This window comes from Maricaulis salignorans (assembly GCF_900103475.1).
Lineage (GTDB): Bacteria > Pseudomonadota > Alphaproteobacteria > Caulobacterales > Maricaulaceae > Maricaulis > Maricaulis salignorans.
Genome location: NZ_FNHG01000001.1, coordinates 348,913 through 368,331, shown reverse-complemented (window position 1 = coordinate 368,331; position 19,419 = coordinate 348,913). Strand labels below are relative to the sequence as shown.

General features: G+C 63.4%; 18 protein-coding genes. 8 read left to right on the top strand and 10 right to left on the bottom strand.

The window, feature by feature from the left end:
* Positions 1-20: 20 nt before the first annotated feature.
* Together BLT42_RS01570 and BLT42_RS01565 are read right to left on the bottom strand one after the other, a co-directional pair.
* On the bottom strand, positions 21-3,212 hold the full coding sequence (locus BLT42_RS01570) for an efflux RND transporter permease subunit (protein WP_091765718.1): 3,192 nt from the start codon (positions 3,210-3,212) through the stop codon (positions 21-23).
* Between the two features lie 42 nt (positions 3,213-3,254).
* On the bottom strand, positions 3,255-4,442 hold the full coding sequence (locus BLT42_RS01565) for an efflux RND transporter periplasmic adaptor subunit (RefSeq protein ID WP_091765715.1): 1,188 nt from the start codon (positions 4,440-4,442) through the stop codon (positions 3,255-3,257).
* Between the two features lie 135 nt (positions 4,443-4,577).
* Between BLT42_RS01565 and BLT42_RS01560 the strand changes: the two genes are divergently transcribed.
* The gene (locus BLT42_RS01560; RefSeq protein WP_091765712.1) at positions 4,578-5,144 is read left to right on the top strand and encodes a TetR/AcrR family transcriptional regulator; all 567 of its coding nucleotides are present in this window, start codon (positions 4,578-4,580) and stop codon (positions 5,142-5,144) included.
* Between the two features lie 45 nt (positions 5,145-5,189).
* Here the strand turns inward: BLT42_RS01560 and mgtE are convergent, their stop codons facing one another.
* Positions 5,190-6,569: a magnesium transporter gene (gene mgtE / locus BLT42_RS01555; RefSeq protein ID WP_091765709.1), complete on the bottom strand. Its 1,380-nt coding sequence runs from the start codon at positions 6,567-6,569 to the stop codon at positions 5,190-5,192.
* Positions 6,570-6,670: 101 nt separating this feature from the next.
* Here mgtE and BLT42_RS01550 point away from each other — a divergent pair, with 101 nt between their 5' ends.
* From BLT42_RS01550 to BLT42_RS01535, 4 genes are read left to right on the top strand one after another with little or no spacing between them, the layout of a single operon-like run.
* Positions 6,671-6,952, top strand: coding sequence for a hypothetical protein (locus BLT42_RS01550; protein ID WP_091765706.1), 282 nt, complete (start codon positions 6,671-6,673; stop codon positions 6,950-6,952).
* Complete coding sequence (locus tag BLT42_RS01545; protein WP_091765703.1) at positions 6,949-7,428, top strand: ATP-dependent zinc protease family protein; 480 nt, start codon at positions 6,949-6,951, stop codon at positions 7,426-7,428. The genes BLT42_RS01550 and BLT42_RS01545 overlap by 4 nt, the downstream gene beginning before the upstream one ends.
* 59 nt (positions 7,429-7,487) lie before the next feature.
* A complete protein-coding gene (gene rimK, locus BLT42_RS01540; RefSeq protein ID WP_091765700.1) occupies positions 7,488-8,393 on the top strand; it encodes a 30S ribosomal protein S6--L-glutamate ligase in 906 nt (301 codons plus the stop codon).
* The gene (locus BLT42_RS01535) at positions 8,393-9,436 is read left to right on the top strand and encodes a succinylglutamate desuccinylase/aspartoacylase family protein (RefSeq protein ID WP_091765697.1); all 1,044 of its coding nucleotides are present in this window, start codon (positions 8,393-8,395) and stop codon (positions 9,434-9,436) included. The genes rimK and BLT42_RS01535 overlap by 1 nt, the downstream gene beginning before the upstream one ends.
* A 59-nt stretch (positions 9,437-9,495) precedes the next feature.
* On the opposite strand, the gene BLT42_RS01530 is transcribed toward BLT42_RS01535, so the two are convergent.
* From BLT42_RS01530 to BLT42_RS01510, 5 genes are all read right to left on the bottom strand, one after another.
* Positions 9,496-10,269, bottom strand: coding sequence for a metal ABC transporter permease (locus BLT42_RS01530; RefSeq protein ID WP_091765694.1), 774 nt, complete (start codon positions 10,267-10,269; stop codon positions 9,496-9,498).
* Between the two features lie 5 nt (positions 10,270-10,274).
* Positions 10,275-11,192, bottom strand: coding sequence for a metal ABC transporter substrate-binding protein (locus BLT42_RS01525; RefSeq protein ID WP_091765691.1), 918 nt, complete (start codon positions 11,190-11,192; stop codon positions 10,275-10,277).
* A 17-nt stretch (positions 11,193-11,209) separates the two neighbouring features.
* Positions 11,210-12,559 carry a coiled-coil domain-containing protein gene (locus BLT42_RS01520; RefSeq protein WP_143024000.1) on the bottom strand — a complete coding sequence of 450 codons (1,350 nt, stop codon included), beginning with the start codon at positions 12,557-12,559 and terminating at the stop codon, positions 11,210-11,212.
* Positions 12,560-12,627: 68 nt separating this feature from the next.
* Positions 12,628-12,990, bottom strand: coding sequence for a hypothetical protein (locus BLT42_RS01515; protein ID WP_233342254.1), 363 nt, complete (start codon positions 12,988-12,990; stop codon positions 12,628-12,630).
* Between the two features lie 122 nt (positions 12,991-13,112).
* Positions 13,113-14,921, bottom strand: a complete 1,809-nt coding sequence (locus BLT42_RS01510) for a hypothetical protein (protein WP_091765683.1) — start codon at positions 14,919-14,921, stop codon at positions 13,113-13,115.
* Between the two features lie 123 nt (positions 14,922-15,044).
* Between BLT42_RS01510 and BLT42_RS01505 the strand changes: the two genes are divergently transcribed.
* On the top strand, positions 15,045-15,725 hold the full coding sequence (locus tag BLT42_RS01505) for a putative 2OG-Fe(II) oxygenase (RefSeq protein ID WP_091765680.1): 681 nt from the start codon (positions 15,045-15,047) through the stop codon (positions 15,723-15,725).
* A 97-nt stretch (positions 15,726-15,822) separates the two neighbouring features.
* Positions 15,823-17,595 carry an arylsulfatase gene (locus BLT42_RS01500; RefSeq protein WP_091765677.1) on the top strand — a complete coding sequence of 591 codons (1,773 nt, stop codon included), beginning with the start codon at positions 15,823-15,825 and terminating at the stop codon, positions 17,593-17,595.
* Here BLT42_RS01500 and BLT42_RS01495 read toward each other — a convergent pair.
* Together BLT42_RS01495 and BLT42_RS01490 are read right to left on the bottom strand one after the other, a co-directional pair.
* Positions 17,573-18,127: a TetR/AcrR family transcriptional regulator gene (locus BLT42_RS01495; protein WP_143023998.1), complete on the bottom strand. Its 555-nt coding sequence runs from the start codon at positions 18,125-18,127 to the stop codon at positions 17,573-17,575. The genes BLT42_RS01500 and BLT42_RS01495 overlap by 23 nt on opposite strands.
* Positions 18,128-18,204: 77 nt before the next feature.
* Positions 18,205-18,585 (bottom strand): hypothetical protein, encoded by a 381-nt coding sequence (locus tag BLT42_RS01490; protein WP_143023997.1) that lies wholly within the window; start codon positions 18,583-18,585, stop codon positions 18,205-18,207.
* Between the two features lie 116 nt (positions 18,586-18,701).
* On the opposite strand from BLT42_RS01490, the gene BLT42_RS01485 reads away from it, so the two are divergent.
* Complete coding sequence (locus tag BLT42_RS01485) at positions 18,702-19,418, top strand: glutathione S-transferase family protein (RefSeq protein ID WP_091765669.1); 717 nt, start codon at positions 18,702-18,704, stop codon at positions 19,416-19,418.
* Position 19,419 lies beyond the last annotated feature (1 nt).

The following is a 19,419-nucleotide window of genomic DNA, read 5'->3' as shown; positions in this document are numbered from 1 at the left end:
TTTCCGGTATGGCAACCCGGTCAGGGCGCCGGATCGCTTTCCGGGCCCTGACCGATGTCAGGCTTGGGCAGACGCGCGGAAACCCAGCGGCCGACCACATAGAAGACCGGAGTAAAGATCAGACCGAATATCGTCACGCCAATCATGCCCGAGAAGACAGCAACGCCGAGCGCCTGGCGCATTTCAGCACCGGCCCCATGGGCGAAGGCCAGCGGCGTCACGCCGAGAATGAAGGCCAGCGCGGTCATCAGGATCGGCCGCAGACGCAGCCGCGCTGACATCACAGCCGCCTCGCCCGGCGCGACGCCGTCGCTCTCTTCGGCCTGCTTGGCGAATTCCACCAGGAGAATGGCGTTCTTCGCGGCCAGGGCGATCAGGACGATCAGGCCCACCTGGGTGAGGATATTATTGTCCATCCCCGCCAGATTGATGCCGATCATCGCCGCCAGGATACACATCGGCACGATGAAGATCACCGCCCAGGGCAGGGTGAAAGCCTCGTACTGGGCGGCCAGCACCAGGAAAACGAAAACCACGGCCAGCGCGAAGACGATCAGTCCGGAATTGCCGGCAGCCTTCTCCTGATAGGCCAGCTCGGTCCATTCATAGCCAAAGCCCGGTGGCAGGGCCGCGTCGGCAATCTCTTCCATCGCGGCGAGCGACTGGCTCGTCGACATGCCCGGCGGCGTACTGCCCTGCACCTCGACGGCGGAGAAGATATTGTGGCGGACAACGCGCACCGGACCGGAATCCGGGCTCACGGTCGCGACCGCGGAGATCGGCACCATCTCGCCGCTCAGGGACCGCACCTGCAGGCGACCAATATCGGCGACATCATCGCGGAAGGGCGCATCGGCCTGGGCCATGACCCGGAATGTGCGGCCAAGGAAGTTGAAATCATTGACGTAGCTTCCGCCAAGATAGATCCCCAGCGTTTGATAGACAGCCTGCGGGTCCACCCCGATGCGCTGCGCCCGGTCACGATCGACATCAACGCGGATGCGCGGCGAACCGGTATTGAAACTCGTATAGACCCGCGCGACACGTGGATCCTGGTTGGCCGCCGCGATGACCGCATTGGCGGCCTGCTGCAGCGCTTCCATCCCCTGGCCGGAACGATCCTGGACCATGAGTTTGAAACCACCGCCATTGCCCAGACCGCGCACCGCCGGCGGAGCGATGATGAAGGCAAAGCCTTCCGGAATGGCTTGCCCCAGAATACCGGTGAGGCGTTGCGACATCTCGACAGCGGACATGCCCGGCCGGCCTTCCCGCTCGTCATAGGGGGCGAGCCGGATGAACATGGTCGCCGCATTCGAGCCCATGGTGAAACTCGATCCGTCCAGGCCGACCAGGGCTGCCAGTGTGTCGACACCCTCGGTGGCGAGCAGAACATCTTGCGCCCGGCGCACGACTTCGTCGGTACGGGCCAGGGAGGCGCCCGGCGGCAATTGGATGACACCGATCAGCGAGCCCTGGTCCTGCTCGGGAATGAAGCCGGTTGGTGTGTCCGCGAGCTGCCAGGCGGTCAGGCCGAGCAAACCACCATAGACGATCAGGACGAGTGCTATGGTGCGCACGAGGCGCGCCACCGAGCGGCCGTAAAAAGCGGCGAGCCGGTCAAAGCCCTCATTGAACTTGCGGCCGGCAAAGCGCAGCGGCGCCATGAAGGGGAGCCGGTCAGGCGAGCCGTCGCTGGCATGCGGCTTGAGCAGGAGCGCGCACATGGCCGGCGTCAGGGTCAGGGAGACAAAGAGCGAAATCACTGCCGCCGAAGCAATCGCAACAGCGAACTGGCGATAGAAAATGCCCGGAATACCGCTCAGGAAAGCGGTCGGGACGAAGACCGAAACCAGCACCAGCGTCATGGCGATCAGGGCACCGCTGACCTCGTCCATGGATTTGCGCGAGGCATCGCGAGCCGACAGGCCGTTACGCATCAGGCGTTCGACATTCTCGACCACCACGATGGCGTCATCGACCACAATCCCGACGGCAAGAACCATGGCGAACAGGGACAGGGAATTGATTGAATAGCCCAGGGCCAGCTGGATCGCGAAAATCCCGATGATCGAAATCGGGATCGCGGCGATGGGGATCAGGGCCGCGCGCCAGCTTTGCAGGAAGATGATGACCACCAGCACGACGAGGAAGACCGCTTCAAGCAGCGTGCTTTGCACCGCATGCACCGAAGCCTCGACGAATTCGGTCGGGTTGTAGGGGATGATATAATCCATCCCCTCGGGGAAGCTGGCCGAGGCGTCCTCCACCGCGGCGAGCACGAGATCGGCCGTGGCCAGGGCATTGGCACCCGGTTGCTGGATGATCGCCATGCCAACGCCGGATATGCCGCCGAAATAGCCGCGCACCAGATAGGATTCCGAGCCGAGCTCGACGCGAGCGATATCATTGAGACGGGTGACGGCACCATCGGCATCACGATGCACGACGACATCGGCAAATTCCGCCGGTTCAATCAGACGGCCCCGCACCTGGACGGGCAGCTGGAAAGCGGCGGGCTGACCATCGGCGAAAGGCGGCTGGCCGAGATTGCCACCCGCGGCCTGGATATTCTGGGCCCGCAGGGCATTGACCACATCAATCGCGGTCAGGCCACGCGCGGCCGCCCGGTCGGGATCGATCCAGACACGCATCGAATAGCTGCCGGCACCGAAGATGCGGACATCGCCCACCCCGTCGAGCCGCAACATCCGGTCACGCAATTCGGAACTGGCATAATTGCCGAGATAGTCGGCATCAAGCGAGCCATCGACCGAGCGCAGGGCGAAGAGAAGGAGAAAGCCACTCGCTTGCGCCTGAACGGTCACACCGGTCTGGCGAACAGTTTCCGGCAGGCGGGTCTGGGCGCGATTGACCCGGTTCTGCACCAGGACCTGGGCGGTATCGATATCCGTGCCGGGTTCAAACGTGACCGTGACCGAGGCCAGCCCGTCAGCCGTTGATGAGGAGGCCATGTACAACATGCCCTCGACACCATTGATCTCCTGCTCGAGCGGTGCCGCGACCTGGGCTGCGACAGCCTCCGCGGTGGCACCGGGATAGCTCGCGGTGACGGAAATGGTCGGCGGCGCGATCTCGGGATATTGCGCCAGCGGCAATTGCGGATAGGCGAACACGCCCATCAATGTTGTGAAGACCGCGAGGACCAGCGCAAAAATCGGACGGTCGATGAAGAAGTGTGACAGACGCATGGCGGGAGGTCCTGAACGGATGCGGGAATGCGGGAGCGGTGATTACTGCTCGACGGGATAGGCAGCGGAGGCGGGTTGCGCCTGGGTCAGCGCAGTCGGCTCGTCCAGGTCCTCCCGGACCAGTTCGACCAGCTGCGGGGTCACGGTCACGCCGGGGCGGGCGCGCATGATGCCATTGACGATCACGCGATCCGTGGGCTCCAGGCCTGCGGAAATGACCTGGAGATTGCCGCTCGGCGGGCCGGGCGTGACGATGCGCGGCTCGACGACATTCTCGTCATTGACGACATAGACCAGACGCCGTGGTCCATCGGAAAGGATGGCGGTCTCGGGGACCAGGATCGCCTCATAGAAAGCGCTGCCGCCGACGCGCGCCGCGCCGAGCATGCCCGGGCGGATCAGGCCGTCCGGATTGGCGACCCGCGCCCGCACCCGGATCGTGCCGGAGGCCGGATTGATGCGATTGTCGGCAAAGACGATTTCGCCAACATGCAGGTATTCCGTCTCATCCTGCAGCCGGATTTCCACGCGCGAGACATCATCGGTACGTTCGCGCCGCTGATAGCGCAGATAGACAGCCTCCGAGGCATCAAATTCGAAATAGAGCGGGTCTGAGCCGACAATTGTCGTGAGGATATCACCGGCGGAATTACCACCCGACACCAGATTGCCCGGATCGACCATGCGCGAGGAGGTTCGCCCGGCAGCCGGGGCGGTCACCTGGGTGAATTCAAGATTGAGCGCGGCGGCAGCCGAATTGGCATTCGCTGAAGCCAGCCCGGCTTCGGCTGTGCGCACGGCGGTGCGGCGTTGTTCAATCGCCTCTTCGGAGATTGCCCGCGAGGACACGAGGCGCTCGGCCCGGTCAAGATCGGCGCGAGCCTGGGCCAATTGCGCCCGGGCCTGGGCCGTCTGGCCATTGGCCGCAGCCAACACGGCTTCAAACGGGCGCGGATCGATCGTGAACAACAGATCGCCAGCCTCGACGATGGCACCATCCTCGAAATGAACGGCCTCGAGATAGCCGCTGACCCGGCTTCGGACATCGACATGTTCCGGCGAGTCAAAGCGGCCGGTGAAGGCGTCCCAGTCGGCAACCCGCTCGACCAGGGGCAGGGCGACATCAACGCCCGGCGCGCCCGGCGCCTGTTGTGAGGCACCGCCGCCGCCACAGCTGGCCAAAGCAAAAGCGAAGCAGAAAAGAATGAAGCGGGGAGCGAGGCGTGCCATGTCGAGTCCTTGGAAAATGGGCCGATACGGGCGCAGCTGCGGCTACAAGTCATCGGTCGATGACATAATTGCGCCCGATGGCTATACTATGTCAACAGCCGATGACAAGTTGTTGCTGCGAACCAGGATTGTTTTATGACCAAGCCCGCCCGCCCCCGTAATGCCGAGGCCACACGCGCCGCAATTCTGGCCGCAGCGCGCTATTGTTTCTCGCGCGAGAGCTATGACCAGGTCGGGGTTCGCGATATCGCCGTCAAGGCGGGCGTCGATGCGGCCCTGGTCTGCCGCTATTTCGGCTCCAAGGAAGAATTGTTCGCCCAGCTCCTGCTGCGCCCGGACAAACCTCTCGATGTGATCGAGGCCGGCCGCGACGGGCTCAGTGTCCGGGTTGCGGAGATGGTCGTCAGCAAGGATGGCGACCAGGAGGCGGTTGAGGACCTGCTCATCATGCTGCGCTCGGCCTCGTCCAGGACCGCCGCGACCCTGGTGCGCGACGCGATGGTCCAGCGCTTCGATGAACCGATCTCGCAATTGCTCGACGGCGAGAGCCCGCAATTGCGCGCGCGCATGATGGGCAGCGTCATTATCGGTTTGATCGTCAGCAAGATCATCCGCGGCTCCTGGGATATCGAGGCGCCCGGACAGGCCGCCTTCCAGAAGCGGATCGAGGATCTCGTTCGCCTCAGCATCAAGGAATTCTGAGGCCGCAAGCCAGACCTCTGGCCCGGTGCGCCGGCCAAAGCCCGCCTAGACGATCCAGGGCAGGAAGGCTGACGCCAGGCTGAGTACCAGGAAGAAGCCGGCCATGTCGGTAATGGTCGTCAATAAGGGCCCGCTCGCCGCGGCGGGATCCTGGCCGAAGCGCTTGAGCAGAAGCGGCACTACGCCGCCGATGGAGACGGCCAGCACGGTATTAAGCGCCAGTGCGACGCCGATGACGCCGCCCAGCACCGCATTGCCCTTCCAGATCCAGGCCACCAGCCCGATCAGGATGCCCAGCACGATCCCGTTGATCACCCCGACCGAGGCCTCCTTGGCCCAGACCCGGAACGCGTCGATCGGCTTGACCAGCCCCAGCGATAATTCGCGCATCGTGACCGCCACCGCCTGATTGCCGGAACAACCGCTCATGTCGGACACCATGGGCAGGAAGATGGCGATCGCGATGATGGCGGTCAGGGTTTCCTCATAAGCCGAGATCACACAGGCCGCGATGATGTTGAGGACAATATTGGTCGAGAGCCAGGCGAGCCGGCGCCGCGCGCGCAGGACGGTCGGTTGCGAGCGCAACTCATCGCCAACCAGACCCTGGCGCTTCAGGCCATCGGACTCGGAGCGCTCCAGGACCGCCTCGTCCATCGCCGAGCGGGAGACGACACCGACCAGGCGACCATCGGCCTCCACCACCGGAATCCCCAGATAACTGTACTTGTCGAACAGGTCCCGCAGCTCATCGAGCGGAGCCTGCGCCCCGACCGTGACCGGTGTGCTCATGATGCCGGAGAGCGCGGCGCTGCGCTTGGAGGTCAGCAAGGCCCGCAAGGAGACAACCCCGACCGGCCGCTCCTCTGCGTCGAGGATATAGGGGTGCTGACCGCGATAGGGCTCGAAGTCCTCCTCATCGGAGGCGAGCCGGCGCAGAACCTGGCCGACCGTATCGCCTTCGTGAAAAGTGAACGCCTCGGCGATCATCAGGCCACCGGCCGTGCCGTCATCATAGGAGACCAGACGCCGGACATCGGCGGCGTCCTGTTCATCCATCTCCGCCAGGATCGCCTCGGCATCCTCATCGCTGAGCTCGCCGATGACATCAGCCTGAACATCGGAATCCAGCTCATCGATAATATCGACGGCGGTGCCCACCGAGAGCCGCTCGACGAGTTCGACGGCAATTTCGTTCGGTGCCTCATTGATCAGTTCGGCGGCGCGGTCGGCATGCAGCATGCCGAAGATGCGGTCGCGTTCCTTCGGGGCGAATTGCAGGATTTCACGCAGGGCATCGCTGAGCGTCAGCGTCGCGAGCAAGGCTTCCAGCCCGTCGACATCATCGGCCGCAATCGCGTCGCGGATCCGGTCGTGGATATCGCCGGGTTCGTCGAATTCAGGTTCTGGGTGGGTCTGCGACACGGGACGCCCTCCGGATCAGTGCGTATCGATTATGGATTTACTGCTTAATGACATAAAAAACTTTCTCTGGACAATTATTTTATGTCTTTCTATCGTGTGGCATGAATTTGACCCCACCTTGCTTCGAGACGGCCGCCGACAAGCTTGCAGCCCTGTTCGACACACCGTTCGGCGGCAAGCCGAAGGGACGGTTCCGGATATCGAACAAGCTCCTGCGCCAGATATTTCAACGCCGCCGCCTCTATGATGATGATATCCGCCAACTGACCCGAAGCCTGCTCGAACGCGGCTATATCCTTGTCGACATGGACAGTTTTTTCGTGGTTCTGAGTGCGAATTCCTTCGTGAACTACCGGCGCGCCAATGAGGAAAGCCTGCGGTGACAAAGCCTCACCGCGCCTCCCCCAGGACAGAAATCGGCTGGCGCGAAATCGTCGGGCTACCGGGCCTCGATATCCCGGCGCTCCACGCCAAGATCGATACCGGTGCGCGCACTTCTGCGCTCAATGCGTCCATCGTCCGCGAGTTTGAGCGCGCCGGCGAAACCTGGGTGGAATTCGATGTGACCTTCACCGAGGACCGTCATGTCCAACGCTGCCTCGCCCCGATTGCGGACCGGCGTGAAATCAAGAATACCAGCGGCATTCCCGAGCTGCGCCATGTCATAGAAACCCGGCTGACGCTCGGCTCGCGCCAATGGTCAATCGAACTCTCGCTCGCCGATCGCGAACCGATGAAATACGACCTGATCCTGGGGCGAACGGCGCTGCGAAACCGCCGGATCTGCGTCAATCCGGGCCGCTCATTCCTCAGCGGACCGCCTTCCCATCCCGTGCCGGCCGCAGGCCAACCGGCCTGACACATGCTGACGGCGAACCATCCGGCCGCTGTCCGACCACCTCTGAAAGGACTATCGCCATGAAAATCGCCATGCTGGCCCGCAATGCCAATCTCTACTCGCACAAGCGCCTGAAAGAGGCGGCGGAAGCACGCGGCCACGAGCTCGACATCATCGATACGCTGCGCTGCTACATGAATATCGCCTCGCGCAATCCGGCGATTTACTACAATGGCGAGAAACTGCCGAAATACGACGCGGTCATCCCGCGCATCGGTGCCTCGGTAACATTTTACGGCCTCGCCGTGCTGCGCCAGTTCGAGATGATGGGCGTCTATCCGCTCAATGAATCCGTCGCCATCGGGCGCTCGCGCGACAAGCTGCGCTCCTTGCAGCTGCTGGCGCGCGACGGGATTGGCCTGCCGGTGACGACCTTCGCCCATGATCCCAAACAGACCACCGAAGTGCTCGCCGTCACCGGCGGCTCGCCCCTGGTCATCAAACTGCTTGAGGGCACACAAGGCATTGGCGTCGTGCTGGTCGATTCCGACCGCTCCGCCAAATCCGTCATCGAGGCCTTCCGCGGTGCCGGCGTGAATATCCTGGTGCAGGAATTCATCAAGGAAGCCGGCGGCTCGGACATCCGCGCCCTCGTGGTCGGCGGCAAGGTCGTCGCGGCGATGCAGCGCACCGGCGCCAAGGGCGAGTTCCGCTCCAACCTGCACCAGGGCGGCACGGCCCAGGCGGTGAAGATCTCACCGGAAGAGCGCTCGACCGCCGTGCGCGCCGCCAAAAGCATGGGGCTGAATGTCTGCGGCGTCGACATGCTGCGCTCCAATCACGGCCCGGTGGTGATGGAGGTCAATTCCTCGCCCGGCCTAGAAGGCGTCGAGAAAGCGACCGGGATTGATGTCGCCGGCAAGATTATCGAGACGCTGGAGAAGACCAGCGTGCCCGGCAAGACCAAGACCAAGGGCGCGGGCTGATGCCGGCCCGTCCCGCTTTCGAAATCGGCCGGCATGCCATTGCCGCCGGCAGCCGCGCCACGGTCGACCTGCCGGTCAGCGTGCTGTCGGACCACACGCCCGTCACCATGTCGGCGCATGTCGTCCACGGCAAGCGCGCCGGACCGAGGCTGTTCGTCAGCGCTGCGGTTCATGGTGACGAGATCATCGGTGTCGAGATCGTACGCCGCCTGCTGCGCAATCCGGCCCTGAACCGGCTGCGCGGCACACTGCTGGCTGTGCCGATCGTCAATTCCTATGGCTTCATGTCGCATTCGCGCTATCTGCCCGACCGGCGCGATCTCAATCGCTGCTTCCCCGGCAGCACCCAGGGATCACTGGCGGCGCGGCTGGCGCACATTTTCATGACGGAGATCGTCAAGCGCTCCGATGTCGGGATTGACCTGCACTCCGCCGCCATCAACCGCACCAATCTGCCGCAGATCCGCATCTCACCCGCGATGCCGCGCACCATGGAGCTGGCCGAGGCCTTTGGTGCGCCACTGATCCTGACCTCGAAAACCCGCGAGGGCTCGCTGCGCTACACGGCGCAGGAAGCCGGCGTCGATGTGCTGCTCTATGAGGCGGGCGAAGGACTGCGCTTCGACGAATTCGCCATCCGTGCCGGCGTCACCGGCATCATGCGCGTCATGCGTCATCTGGAAATGCTGCCCGCCAAGGATGCCACGCGTCCCCGCACCCCGCCAATGAAGTCGCGCTCGAGCTATTGGATACGCGCACCGGCCGGCGGCCTGATGCGCAGCTACAAGACGATTGGCGACCAGGTGATGGCCAATGATGTGCTGGGCGTGATTTCCGATCCCTTCGGCGAGGTCGAGATCGAGCTGATTGTCGAGGAGCCCGGCCTGATCGTTGGCCGCACCAATCTGCCGGTGGTCAATGAGGGCGATGGCCTGTTCCACATCGCCAAGCTCAGCAAGGCCGCCGACGCGGAATCGACGCTCGACAATATGGCGCTCGAATTCGAGGCCGACCCGATCTTCGACGAAGACGAGATCATCTAGACCGTTTGCCCCTGAGAACCGGCCCGCCAGCACCTGTGTGCCGGCGGGCCGTTTGCGTTTCAGCCGTCAGCCGGGGCGACGGGTTTCTCCGGTCCGCGCAGCAGGATCGAGACCGACATCAGGCCGACAATCGCGACCACGATCACTGCCCCCGTCGGCAGATCGAAGGCCGCCGAGGCCAGCAGACCGATGACATAGCCTGCGACAGCCACACCATAGGCGATGGCGAGCCCGAAACGGTCGGGCCAGAAGCGGGCCGCGAGGGCCGGCGCGATCAGCGTCGCGAAGACGAGATAGATGCCGACCAGCTGCACCGACTGGGTCACGACCAGGGCGAACAGGGCGTAGAAACCGAAGCGGCCGATACGGTCGCGCGCCAGGAACCAGACCGCCAGCACGACGGCATACATCGCCGCGACGGGCCAGAGACTGTCGATCGAGACCCAGAGGATCTGACCGACCAGCAAGTCCTTGAGATGCTCGCCGCCATGGGGATTATTGGCGAGCAACAAGAGCTCGACGCTGGCGGCGAAGACGAACAGGACGCCGATCAGGGCCTCCTGCACAGACGGCCAGCGTCGCTCGGTCCAGCGCAGGAGCAAGGCCGCGAGCAAGGCGGCCGCGACCGCCGAGATCTGCACCGTCCAGCCCGCCCCGTCGAAGCCGAAGGCGGCAGCAGCGGTCACGCCGAGCCCGGCGACCTGGGCAATCGCCAGATCAATGAAGACAATGCCACGCGCCAGCACCTGACGGCCCATTGGCACATGCGTCGAGATGACCAGGAGCCCGGCAATAAAGGCCGGAAACAACAGGCTCAGTTCCAGCGCGCCCATGTCAGCTACTCCTGTGCTGCAGCGGCCAGAAGCCGGCGCAGGGTTTCGTCATACAGGCCAAACAGGTCATCGGCCGCATCATTGCCGCCGACCGTAAAGGGCAGCTCGACGGCAGGGATTCCCAGCCGCTCGGCAATGAAATGGGTCGGCCGATCATCCTCATAGGCGGCCCGGATCACCATCCGCGCCGGCTGGTCTTGCAGCGTGCTGACCACTTCGGCCAGATGCCCGCTCGAGGGCGGAACACCCGGCTGGGATTCCAGCACGGCGACCCGGTCCAGTCCGAGCCAGTCTTCCAGATAGATCCAGCTTTGATGCTGGGTCACCACGGGAAGACCGTGCAGGGGCGCCGCCTCGGCCTCCCAGCGCAGCAGGGCCGCATCCCAGCGCTGCAGGAAGTCTGCAAGCCGGGCCTGATACACGCTCGCATTGGCCGGATCGAGCTCGATGAAGCGCTGGCCCAGGGCCCGGGCAACCAGAGCGATATTATGCGGATTGGTCTGGATGTGCGGATTGCCCGGTGCATGGACATCGCCTTGTGAGCGATCCACCGAGCTGGGCACTTCCAGCATGGTCACGACGCTGGTCGCCTCGAAATATCCTGGCTGACCTTCGGCGATATTGCGATTGGCCGCCTGGCGCACGACTTGCGGCAACCAGCCAATTTCCAGCGTCGCACCGGTGCAGATCAGGATATCGGCGCGGCGGGCGCGGGAGATCAGGGATGGCCGGGCCTGGATATGATGCGGATCCTGGCCGCCCGTCGTGGCGGTATAGATATCGACATGATCGCCGCCGATTTCCTCCGACAAGGCGCCCCATTCCGGTTCGCAGGCGAAGACCCGCAGATCGGCGAAGGCCGGGACTGAAACAGACAGGCTGAGGGCAACCGCCATCGCGGCACCGGGGATGAAGTTTTTCATGATCACGGTTCCAGTCCTCAATAGCGGTGGGCGCTGTGCGGCCCATAAATGACGGTGTATTGCAGCCGGAATTCATCATTCGCGACCGGACCGGTTTCATCATGCGTGAACTGGGCCCGCAGGCGTCCAAATTCGCTGGTGTCGAACTCGAGCAGGGCCGTCGCCGCCCAGGGATCAACCCCGTCAGCATCAAACACGCTGCCGGCGAGGGCCGCTGGCACACTGTCCGGCGTCAGCGCGGCATAGCGCAGGCCGACACTCCAGCGGCGGCGGAATTGATACACGCCCTGGGCATACCAGCCGCTGCGATCGAGACTGATTGGAACGGCGTCAAATTCGCCCTCCATCGTGTCGAAGAAATACTCCCCCGACAGGGTGAGATTCTGTTCGCGGCGATTACCGCCCGGTGCCCATTTATAGACGAGGGACAGAATGCCCAGCGTCTCGTCGCCGGTGAAGGAACTGCCATCGATATCGCGATCATCCGCTCCGGCATTCATGTAGGAGGCCGAGGCGAGCCAGCTCGAGCTATCGCCGATATCGCCGCCGGTGCGGACCCAGACCGCCTGGGTGCCGGTACCGCCATTGGCCGCACCGCCGGCCGGGAAGCTGTCACCCTTGTAGAGCTCGGCACCGAATTCGACATACTGGTCGAGCGGGGCGAGCCAGCGCAGCTGTACCCCGTCATCGCCATACTGTCCGCCGAGCAGGGCGCGGTAAGGCAAGGGCTGGTCGGAGAAGGACCAGTTATGGCCGTGCACTTCGTTGAGATAGCCGATGCCGGAGAAGAGCCGGCCGCCGCGCAGGGTGACGCCGCCGCCCAGGGCTGTGGTCTGGATATAGGCTTCCTCGACCTCGGCCTCGCCTTCAGGGGTCAGCGCAAAGGTGAGATTGCCATACAGGGACGGGTCGATATTCGCGGTCAGGACGATCTCGGACTCACCGAGATTGAAACCGCGCTCCGGACGTCCGGCTTCCTCGTCGAGCGCAAAGCCTGACACGCCGGCACCATCGGGATCCTCGCTACTGGCGGCGTATTGCCCGTTCAGGACAACGGAAATGCCCGGATTGAAGGCATTGTCAGCGGTCCGGCTGGCGCTGGAGACCGGCATGGCCCGGGGCGCCACTGTGGCCGCCGGCGGAATGGCGGCCACCGCCGTGCGGGCGGAATTGGCCGTCGCCTCGGCATTGGCGGCGCGAGTTTCCGCTTCGGCAAGCCGGTTTTCAAGCTCTGAAATCCGGGACTGGTACTCGCTGCGCATCGCGTCGATCTCGGCGCGGATGGATGACAGATCGTCATCAGCAAAGGCTGGGCTGGCAATACTCGTGAGGCCGGCTAGCGCGGCCGCATTCAACAAATGTCTCATGGACATCCTCCATCGAAAGCTGGGAAAGGCCGTCATCGCCCGGCAGGGGCGATACGGCGGATCGGCAGTCAGGCGTGGAGATGAAGCGGCGGTCCGCGCACGCGCCAGACGCCCTTCGGCACGGCGCGCGTATGGGGCTGGTGGAGAACCGGGCGTGCCACACTGGAAACGGTGAAGGCTACCGACAGGCCGGTCTGGGCTGCCGGCAGTATCGAAACAGACCCGAGGGAGGAATGACAAAGCTTGCATTGCGCCGCCGGGGCCGGATTGCCCGGCATTGGCGCATCGGAACCGGACTGTGCCGTCAGGCTGATATGGTCCGGCTCGAACTCTTGATAATGCGCATTGCGGTGCGCCATGGCGGCCGCGCCTTGCAGACTCATCAGCAAGACCACGACCAGGCCGAGGCCCAGTCGCCGCCAATCGGGCATGAATGCCCGCTTGCGATGATGACTCTGATTCATGCGCATAAGCTTCCAGCACTCCCTCAGCGATAGCATGTCAACGATACAATATAACGTCACCTTACGGAACGGTAAGGTGACGGATTGCCTCAGTCGCCCGCCGCACGCGGTTTGCGCGGTTTCACCCCCTCACCGCGCGGCGCCTCCTGCCCGGCGGCGAAGCCCAGCAGGAATTGCTGCACACCGCGCCGGATATTGGCGAGACTATAGCCGCCTTCCTGCACGATCAGGGTTTTGTATTTCTCCCGGCCGATCGCCTCGGCAATACGGTGCATTCCCTCCGGCGTGATGAAGAAATTCCCGGTCGGATCGCCCTTCATGATGTCGACGCCGAGGCTGACCACCAGATAGTCGGGCGCGAACGCCTTGATGCGCCGCAGCGCACGGCCGAGCACGGTCAGATAGCCGGCATCATCGACGCCGGGCCGGATCGGATAATTGCGGTTGAAGCCGAGCCCGGCATCGCGGCCGCGCTCATCCTCGAAGCCGGCGAAAAAGGGGTAGCAATCCTCCGGATGGCCGTGGATCGAGACGGTGAGGACATCATCGCGCTCGTAGAATATATCCTGGGTGCCATTGCCGTGATGATGGTCGATATCGAGCACCGCGACGCGGGCCGGTTTCGCCGTCTTGCCGGCGGCCTTGCCCTGGCCTGACAGATGATGCGCGGCGATCGAGGCATTGTTGAAATAGCAAAACCCGCCAAAGGCGCGGCGCTCGGCATGATGGCCCGGCGGGCGGACCACGACATAGGCCCAGCCGGCCTTGCCGTCCCTGATCAGCCTGGCACCACTGAGCGCCGCATCGACGGCGCGGCGGGCGGCGGGATAGACAGCGCGGGTCAGCGGCGTTGAGGTGTCGATACAGAAATACCCGGCGCGCATCTCGAAATTGCGCGGCAGGCGGTCGGCATGGCGGATCGGGAAGATCTCCGGATAGACGATGCGCCCTTCGGGGATGCGGGTCGCGGTCTCCTCGAGAAATTTCACCATGCGGTGATCATGCACTTCGAGAATATGCTCCAGCCCCCAGCGGCCGGCCTCGTGATCATTGACCGGCAGGCCTTCCAGCGCCTTGCGCACGGCGGCGACGCGGGCGGGGCGTTCGTAATAGCCCTTGAAGGGCGAGTGCTCGATCGACGGCGCTTCATCGGCAGTGATCACAACATCAATCGGCCGCGCCAGAGCGGGCAATTTCTTCGGGCGCAGATTGGTGTATTGCGGCGGCCGGATCCGCACCGGCTCGTCCTGGATCGAGGCCAGCAGCTCGACCAGAACCGGATCGTCAGCGGCCATGCCATTCTTGGCCTGCATGATCCGCGCGATGGCGGCCTTCAGCGTGCGGCGATGGAGCGGTTTCTCATCGCCCATCCCGTCATGCAGCAGCATATTGGCATCGCCCATATTCGACCTGGTGACCAGGCGCTCATAGCCGGTGCCCAGCACCGGCCGCGCGCCGAGCCGTTCGTAAAAAGCCATGCGGCGTCGACCGTCGGCGAGGAGCTCGTGCTCATTGAGCAATTCGGCCTCGTCGGGGAGGCTGTCGAGGAAGAGCCGCCTTGAGCCGCGCTTGCGCTGATCCTCTCGCGTCATCTCGTAGAGCGCCCCGCCAATCCCGCGCGAGGCGCGCGCCGGATCGCTGGCGATATAGTCGAGATAGGAGGCCTTGATATCGGCAAAAAAGAATGTGACGGAGAAGCCGAGCACCTTGCCGGCCTTCGTGGCGCAGAGCAGAATGACCTCGCAATCGGGCGGGTATTCTCCGGCGGAGTAGTGGGCAATCTTGTCGATGTAACTCGAATTGAACGGGAAGGCCTTCAGGAAGACGTCCTGTATCCCTTCCAGATGGCGCTGATAGTCCGGATCAATCCCCGCTATCACCCGCACGAATTTCAGCATTTTACGTGTTCCGCATCGCCAGAAGCCAGACCGATACTCAACGGCGTCCCGCAAGCGGAAACATCCCGATCGGCCTGTCGGGCAAGGTGATCTCCCCTGCCCGTCACTGGAGTCTCAAATCGCATGACACAAAGCAAGCAAGAAGTTTCGCGCCGCTACGACCTCTTCCCGACGCCGGTCGTGACCTGGGAGCATGAGGTGCCCGATCTCAATGCCGCGCTGAAGCAGGCCCTGGTCGATGACCCCTTTTATCGCAGCGCCGACCAGGCCCAGAAATCCGACTCGATCAATCTGTGTGACCTGGCCGGCACCGTCCCTGCCTTCAAGCAATTGGAGACGCTGGCGCTGGCCGATCTGACCGAATATTGCCGCCAGATCGGCTGGATCGGCGAGTTCGATGTCGAGATGCAGATGTTCGCCAATGTCTCGGCCGCGCGCCATTATGTGCCCTCGCACAATCATGTCGCCCACATCGCCTCGGTCTATTATGTCGCCACCACCCCGACCGATCGGCCGGTGCTGGAAGCGCAATCAGCGATGAAGAATTACTGGCAGCCGGCCGAGGGCGCGCTGATCCTGCATGATCCGCGCTTCAACGCTTCGCTGATGGGTGGTTGGCAACACCACGCCCATGTCCATCCGCGCCCCGGCCTGATGATCATGTTCCCGGCCTTTGTCTGGCATGAGGTCGTGCCGCATTTCCAGCCCGAACCACGCCTGTCGATCGCGGTCAATTTCACCCTCACCTATCGCAATATCGACCAGGCCCAGAAGCGCACCCGGCTGACCGTCGACCCCGCCTGAACCGGCGTCCCGCGCCGTGATGGATTGTCCCGCCCGATATTATGTCATAGTGTCTGCCACAATAATGATCACGCAGAGATAACGGGACGGAAAAGCCATGCGGGCGAGAACAAGCGGAATTCTGGCCGGGCTGGGCCTGATCGGCGCGCTCATGGCGGCGCCGGCACTGCTGGCGCAACAGGCGCCGGCGGAACGCCCGAATTTCGTGCTCGTCCTGGTCGATGATGCCGCCTTCATGGATTTCGGCATTTATGGCGGCGAGGCCCGCACGCCGGTAATCGACCGGCTGGCGCGGCGCGGCATGATTTTCTCGAATTACCATTCCTCGCCGCTATGCGCGCCGTCACGCGCCATGTTGCTGACCGGGCTCGATAATCATCGCACCGGCCTGGCGACCATTCCCGAAGTCCTGCCACCGGAACACCGCGGCCAGCCGGGCTATGGCATGAGCCTGGAACCGGGCGTCGTCACCGTCGCCGACCGGCTGCAGGCGGCCGGCTATCGCACCTATATGACCGGCAAATGGCATCTCGGGCATGGCGAAGGCGATCTGCCCGACGCGCACGGTTTCGACCGCTCCTTCGTGCTCGACGCGTCCGGCGCCGATAATTGGGAAGAAAAACCCTATATGCCCTTCTACCGGACCGCCGACTGGTTCGAGGATGGCACGCGCGCGCATTTGCCGGACGAATTCTACTCCTCGGAATTCCTCGTCGACCGGATGATCGATTATATCGATGCCGACGCCGGCCGCGATGATCCGTTTTTCGCCTATCTCGCCTTCCAGGCGATTCACATCCCGATCCAGGCGCCCGCCGAGTTCACCGCGAACTACCACGAGACTTACAGCCAGGGATGGGAAGCCTTGCGGCAGGCTCGCGCCCGGCGAGCGGTAGAGCTGGAGCTGGTGTCCGCGACAACATCCATCATGCCGCTGCCGGAGCGCATGCGCGCCTGGTCGGACCTGTCCGAAGCGGACCAGGCCCTGTATGCGCGCTCGATGGCGGTCAATGCCGGCATGCTCGAAGCGATGGATCACCATCTCGGCCGCCTGGTTGAACACCTAGAAACAACAGGAGAATTCGACAATACGGTGTTCATCGTCACCTCCGATAACGGTCCCGAGCCCAGCCATCCGGTCGGCGAGCCGGGTTTCGGCACCTGGATGTCTCTGCACGGCTATAGCCGGGAGCTGGAAAATCTGGGCGAAACAGGCAGTTATGCCTTTATCGGCCCGGAATGGGCGATGGCCGCAGCCGCCCCGTTCAACCTGTTCAAATTCTATGCCTCGGAAGGCGGATTGCGCGTCCCCTTCCTGATCGCCGGACCGGGAATCGCCAGCGGTCAGCACAGCCGAGCAGCGGGCTATGTCACTGACGTAACACCGACAATTCTCGACCTGGCGGGCCTGTCCGGGATGACGGGTGACGTCACAGGCCGCAGCCTGCGTGCCGTCATAAGCGGTGAGGCTGATGCCGCCTATACACCTGATGATGCAGTGGGTTTCGAGGTCTCCGGAAATTCGGCCCTGTTCCGCGGCGATTATAAACTGGTCCGAACCATGCCGCCCTGGGGCGATGGAAACTGGCAATTATTCAACCTGGCCGTCGACCCCGGCGAAACCTTCGACCTCGCCCCCGGCCAACCGGCACTGGCCGCATCCATGCTTGAAGACTACACCACCTATGCCGAAGCCAATGGCGTGCTCGACCTGCCCGAAGGCTATGATGTCCACGGCCAGATCTCGATCAATGCCACCCTGCGGCAGCTCGAATTCTACGGCTGGCAGCTGGGATTTGTGATCCTGCTGATCCTCGGACTGGGTGGATTTGGCCTCTACAATGCCATCAGGATATGGCGTCAACGCTGACCGGCCCGGCATCCGGACCGCCGTCAAGGATCGCCAGGGCCGCAGCCAGCATCACTCGCGCCGCCTCCTCTGGCGGCAAATTCTGGTCCGACCGCAAGCGGCGCCAAAAGTCGAAACAGGTCACCGCGGACAGAGCCTCGGCCGTCACGGCATCGAGCCGTCTGTCAGGATTGACCGCCGCATCGAGGCGCTCCCGCTCCATCGCCACCAGAAAGGCATGATCGCCCGCGAGCACGCCGGAGCGGTGTCGATAGGCCTCGGCGGCGAGGCGGAAGGGGGTCATGTCCTCGAACATGGAAGCCCGGTTTCTCACCAGCCGGATCAGCCGCTCACGGCGGTCCGGGGTCGACAGATCCAGTGTTGCGCGTGGCAGGAATTCATCCCGCAGGGCAATGACGACCTCGCGATTGAGCGATTCCATATCCTGAAAACAGCGAAAAACCGTTCGCGGGCTGACTTTCGCCCGCTCGGCCACCGCCTGCGCGCTCGGCGACACCATGCCCGAGCGGATCAGCTCGAGAAAAGCCGTCACGATCCGGTCGCGGTTGTCCGATCGACGACGCGTGCGTCCGTCGCCGGGTTGCGTGGTCCTGGATCCGGTTGTCGCGATCACACGGCCCTCTTCATTTTCCAGCGGCCGAGCATCAGGACCAGCAAAAGACCGGAATCGACGGCAAAGAGCGGCAGGGCGGCGAGCCCGTCCGGGTCGACCACCATGCCGATGATGCGACCGACCAGCAAAAGCATGGCCCATGCCACAGGGATATCCAGCTTGCTGCCATCGCCAGCCAGGGCTGCCCGACCGGCCAGTGCACCGATCAGGAGCAGCGAGGCACCAGCATCACCGCGCAGGAAATTCAGACCGATCGCGCCGTCAGCATGCAGGCCCAGCGGAGCCATGATGAGGTCCGGCGTGATCAGAAATGCTGCGCCGATCGCGCAAAGTACAAGGGCGGACAGCGCGGTAGCGGCTCGCAGAATCATTTGCATGGCATTTCCCCAAAACTTGACAGCGTCCATCGCCAAACAATTGACGCACCGTGTGACATATCCTACCGTCACTCGAAATCACCGGCCTTGTCAAATGCCGGACTGGGGAGCGCCGCATGATCGAACTCTACACATCCGCCACGCCCAATGGCTGGAAAGCCTCCGTAACGCTTGAAGAACTGGGCCTGCCCTATGAAGTGCACGCCATCGATCTGATGCAGGGCGCCCAGAAAACCCCCGGGTTTCTGGCGATGAATCCAAATGGCCGCATTCCGGTCATCCGCGACCGCGAGGCCGATGATTTCACCGTCTTCGAGAGCGGCGCCATCATGATCTACCTCGCCGAAAAGGCGGGCCGTCTGATGCCGTCAGACGCGAAGGGTCGCTCGCGCGTGATCCAGTGGCTGATGTTCCAGATGGGAGGCCTGGGCCCGATGATGGGGCAGGCCAATGTCTTTTATCGCTACATGCCCGAAAAGATCGACGTGGCAATCAAGCGCTATCAGGGCGAATCCGCCCGCTTGCTCTCAGTGCTCGACGGACGCCTGGCCGGGCATGAATACCTGGCCGGCGAATACTCGATCGCCGATATCGCCAACTGGTGCTGGGCCCGCACCGCATCCTGGTCCGGCGTCGACCTTGAGCCCTACACCCATCTGAAGCGCTGGATCGACCAGATCGCCGAACGCCCGGCTGCCCAGGCCGGGATCAAGGTGCCCTATGATCTCGCCGAAATGCTTGCCAAGACCAAGGGCAAGGAAACCGGCAGCGCCGCCGAGCGTTTCGCCAAGGGCGCCCGGAGCATCGTCAATACAGGTGAGGACGGGAAATAGA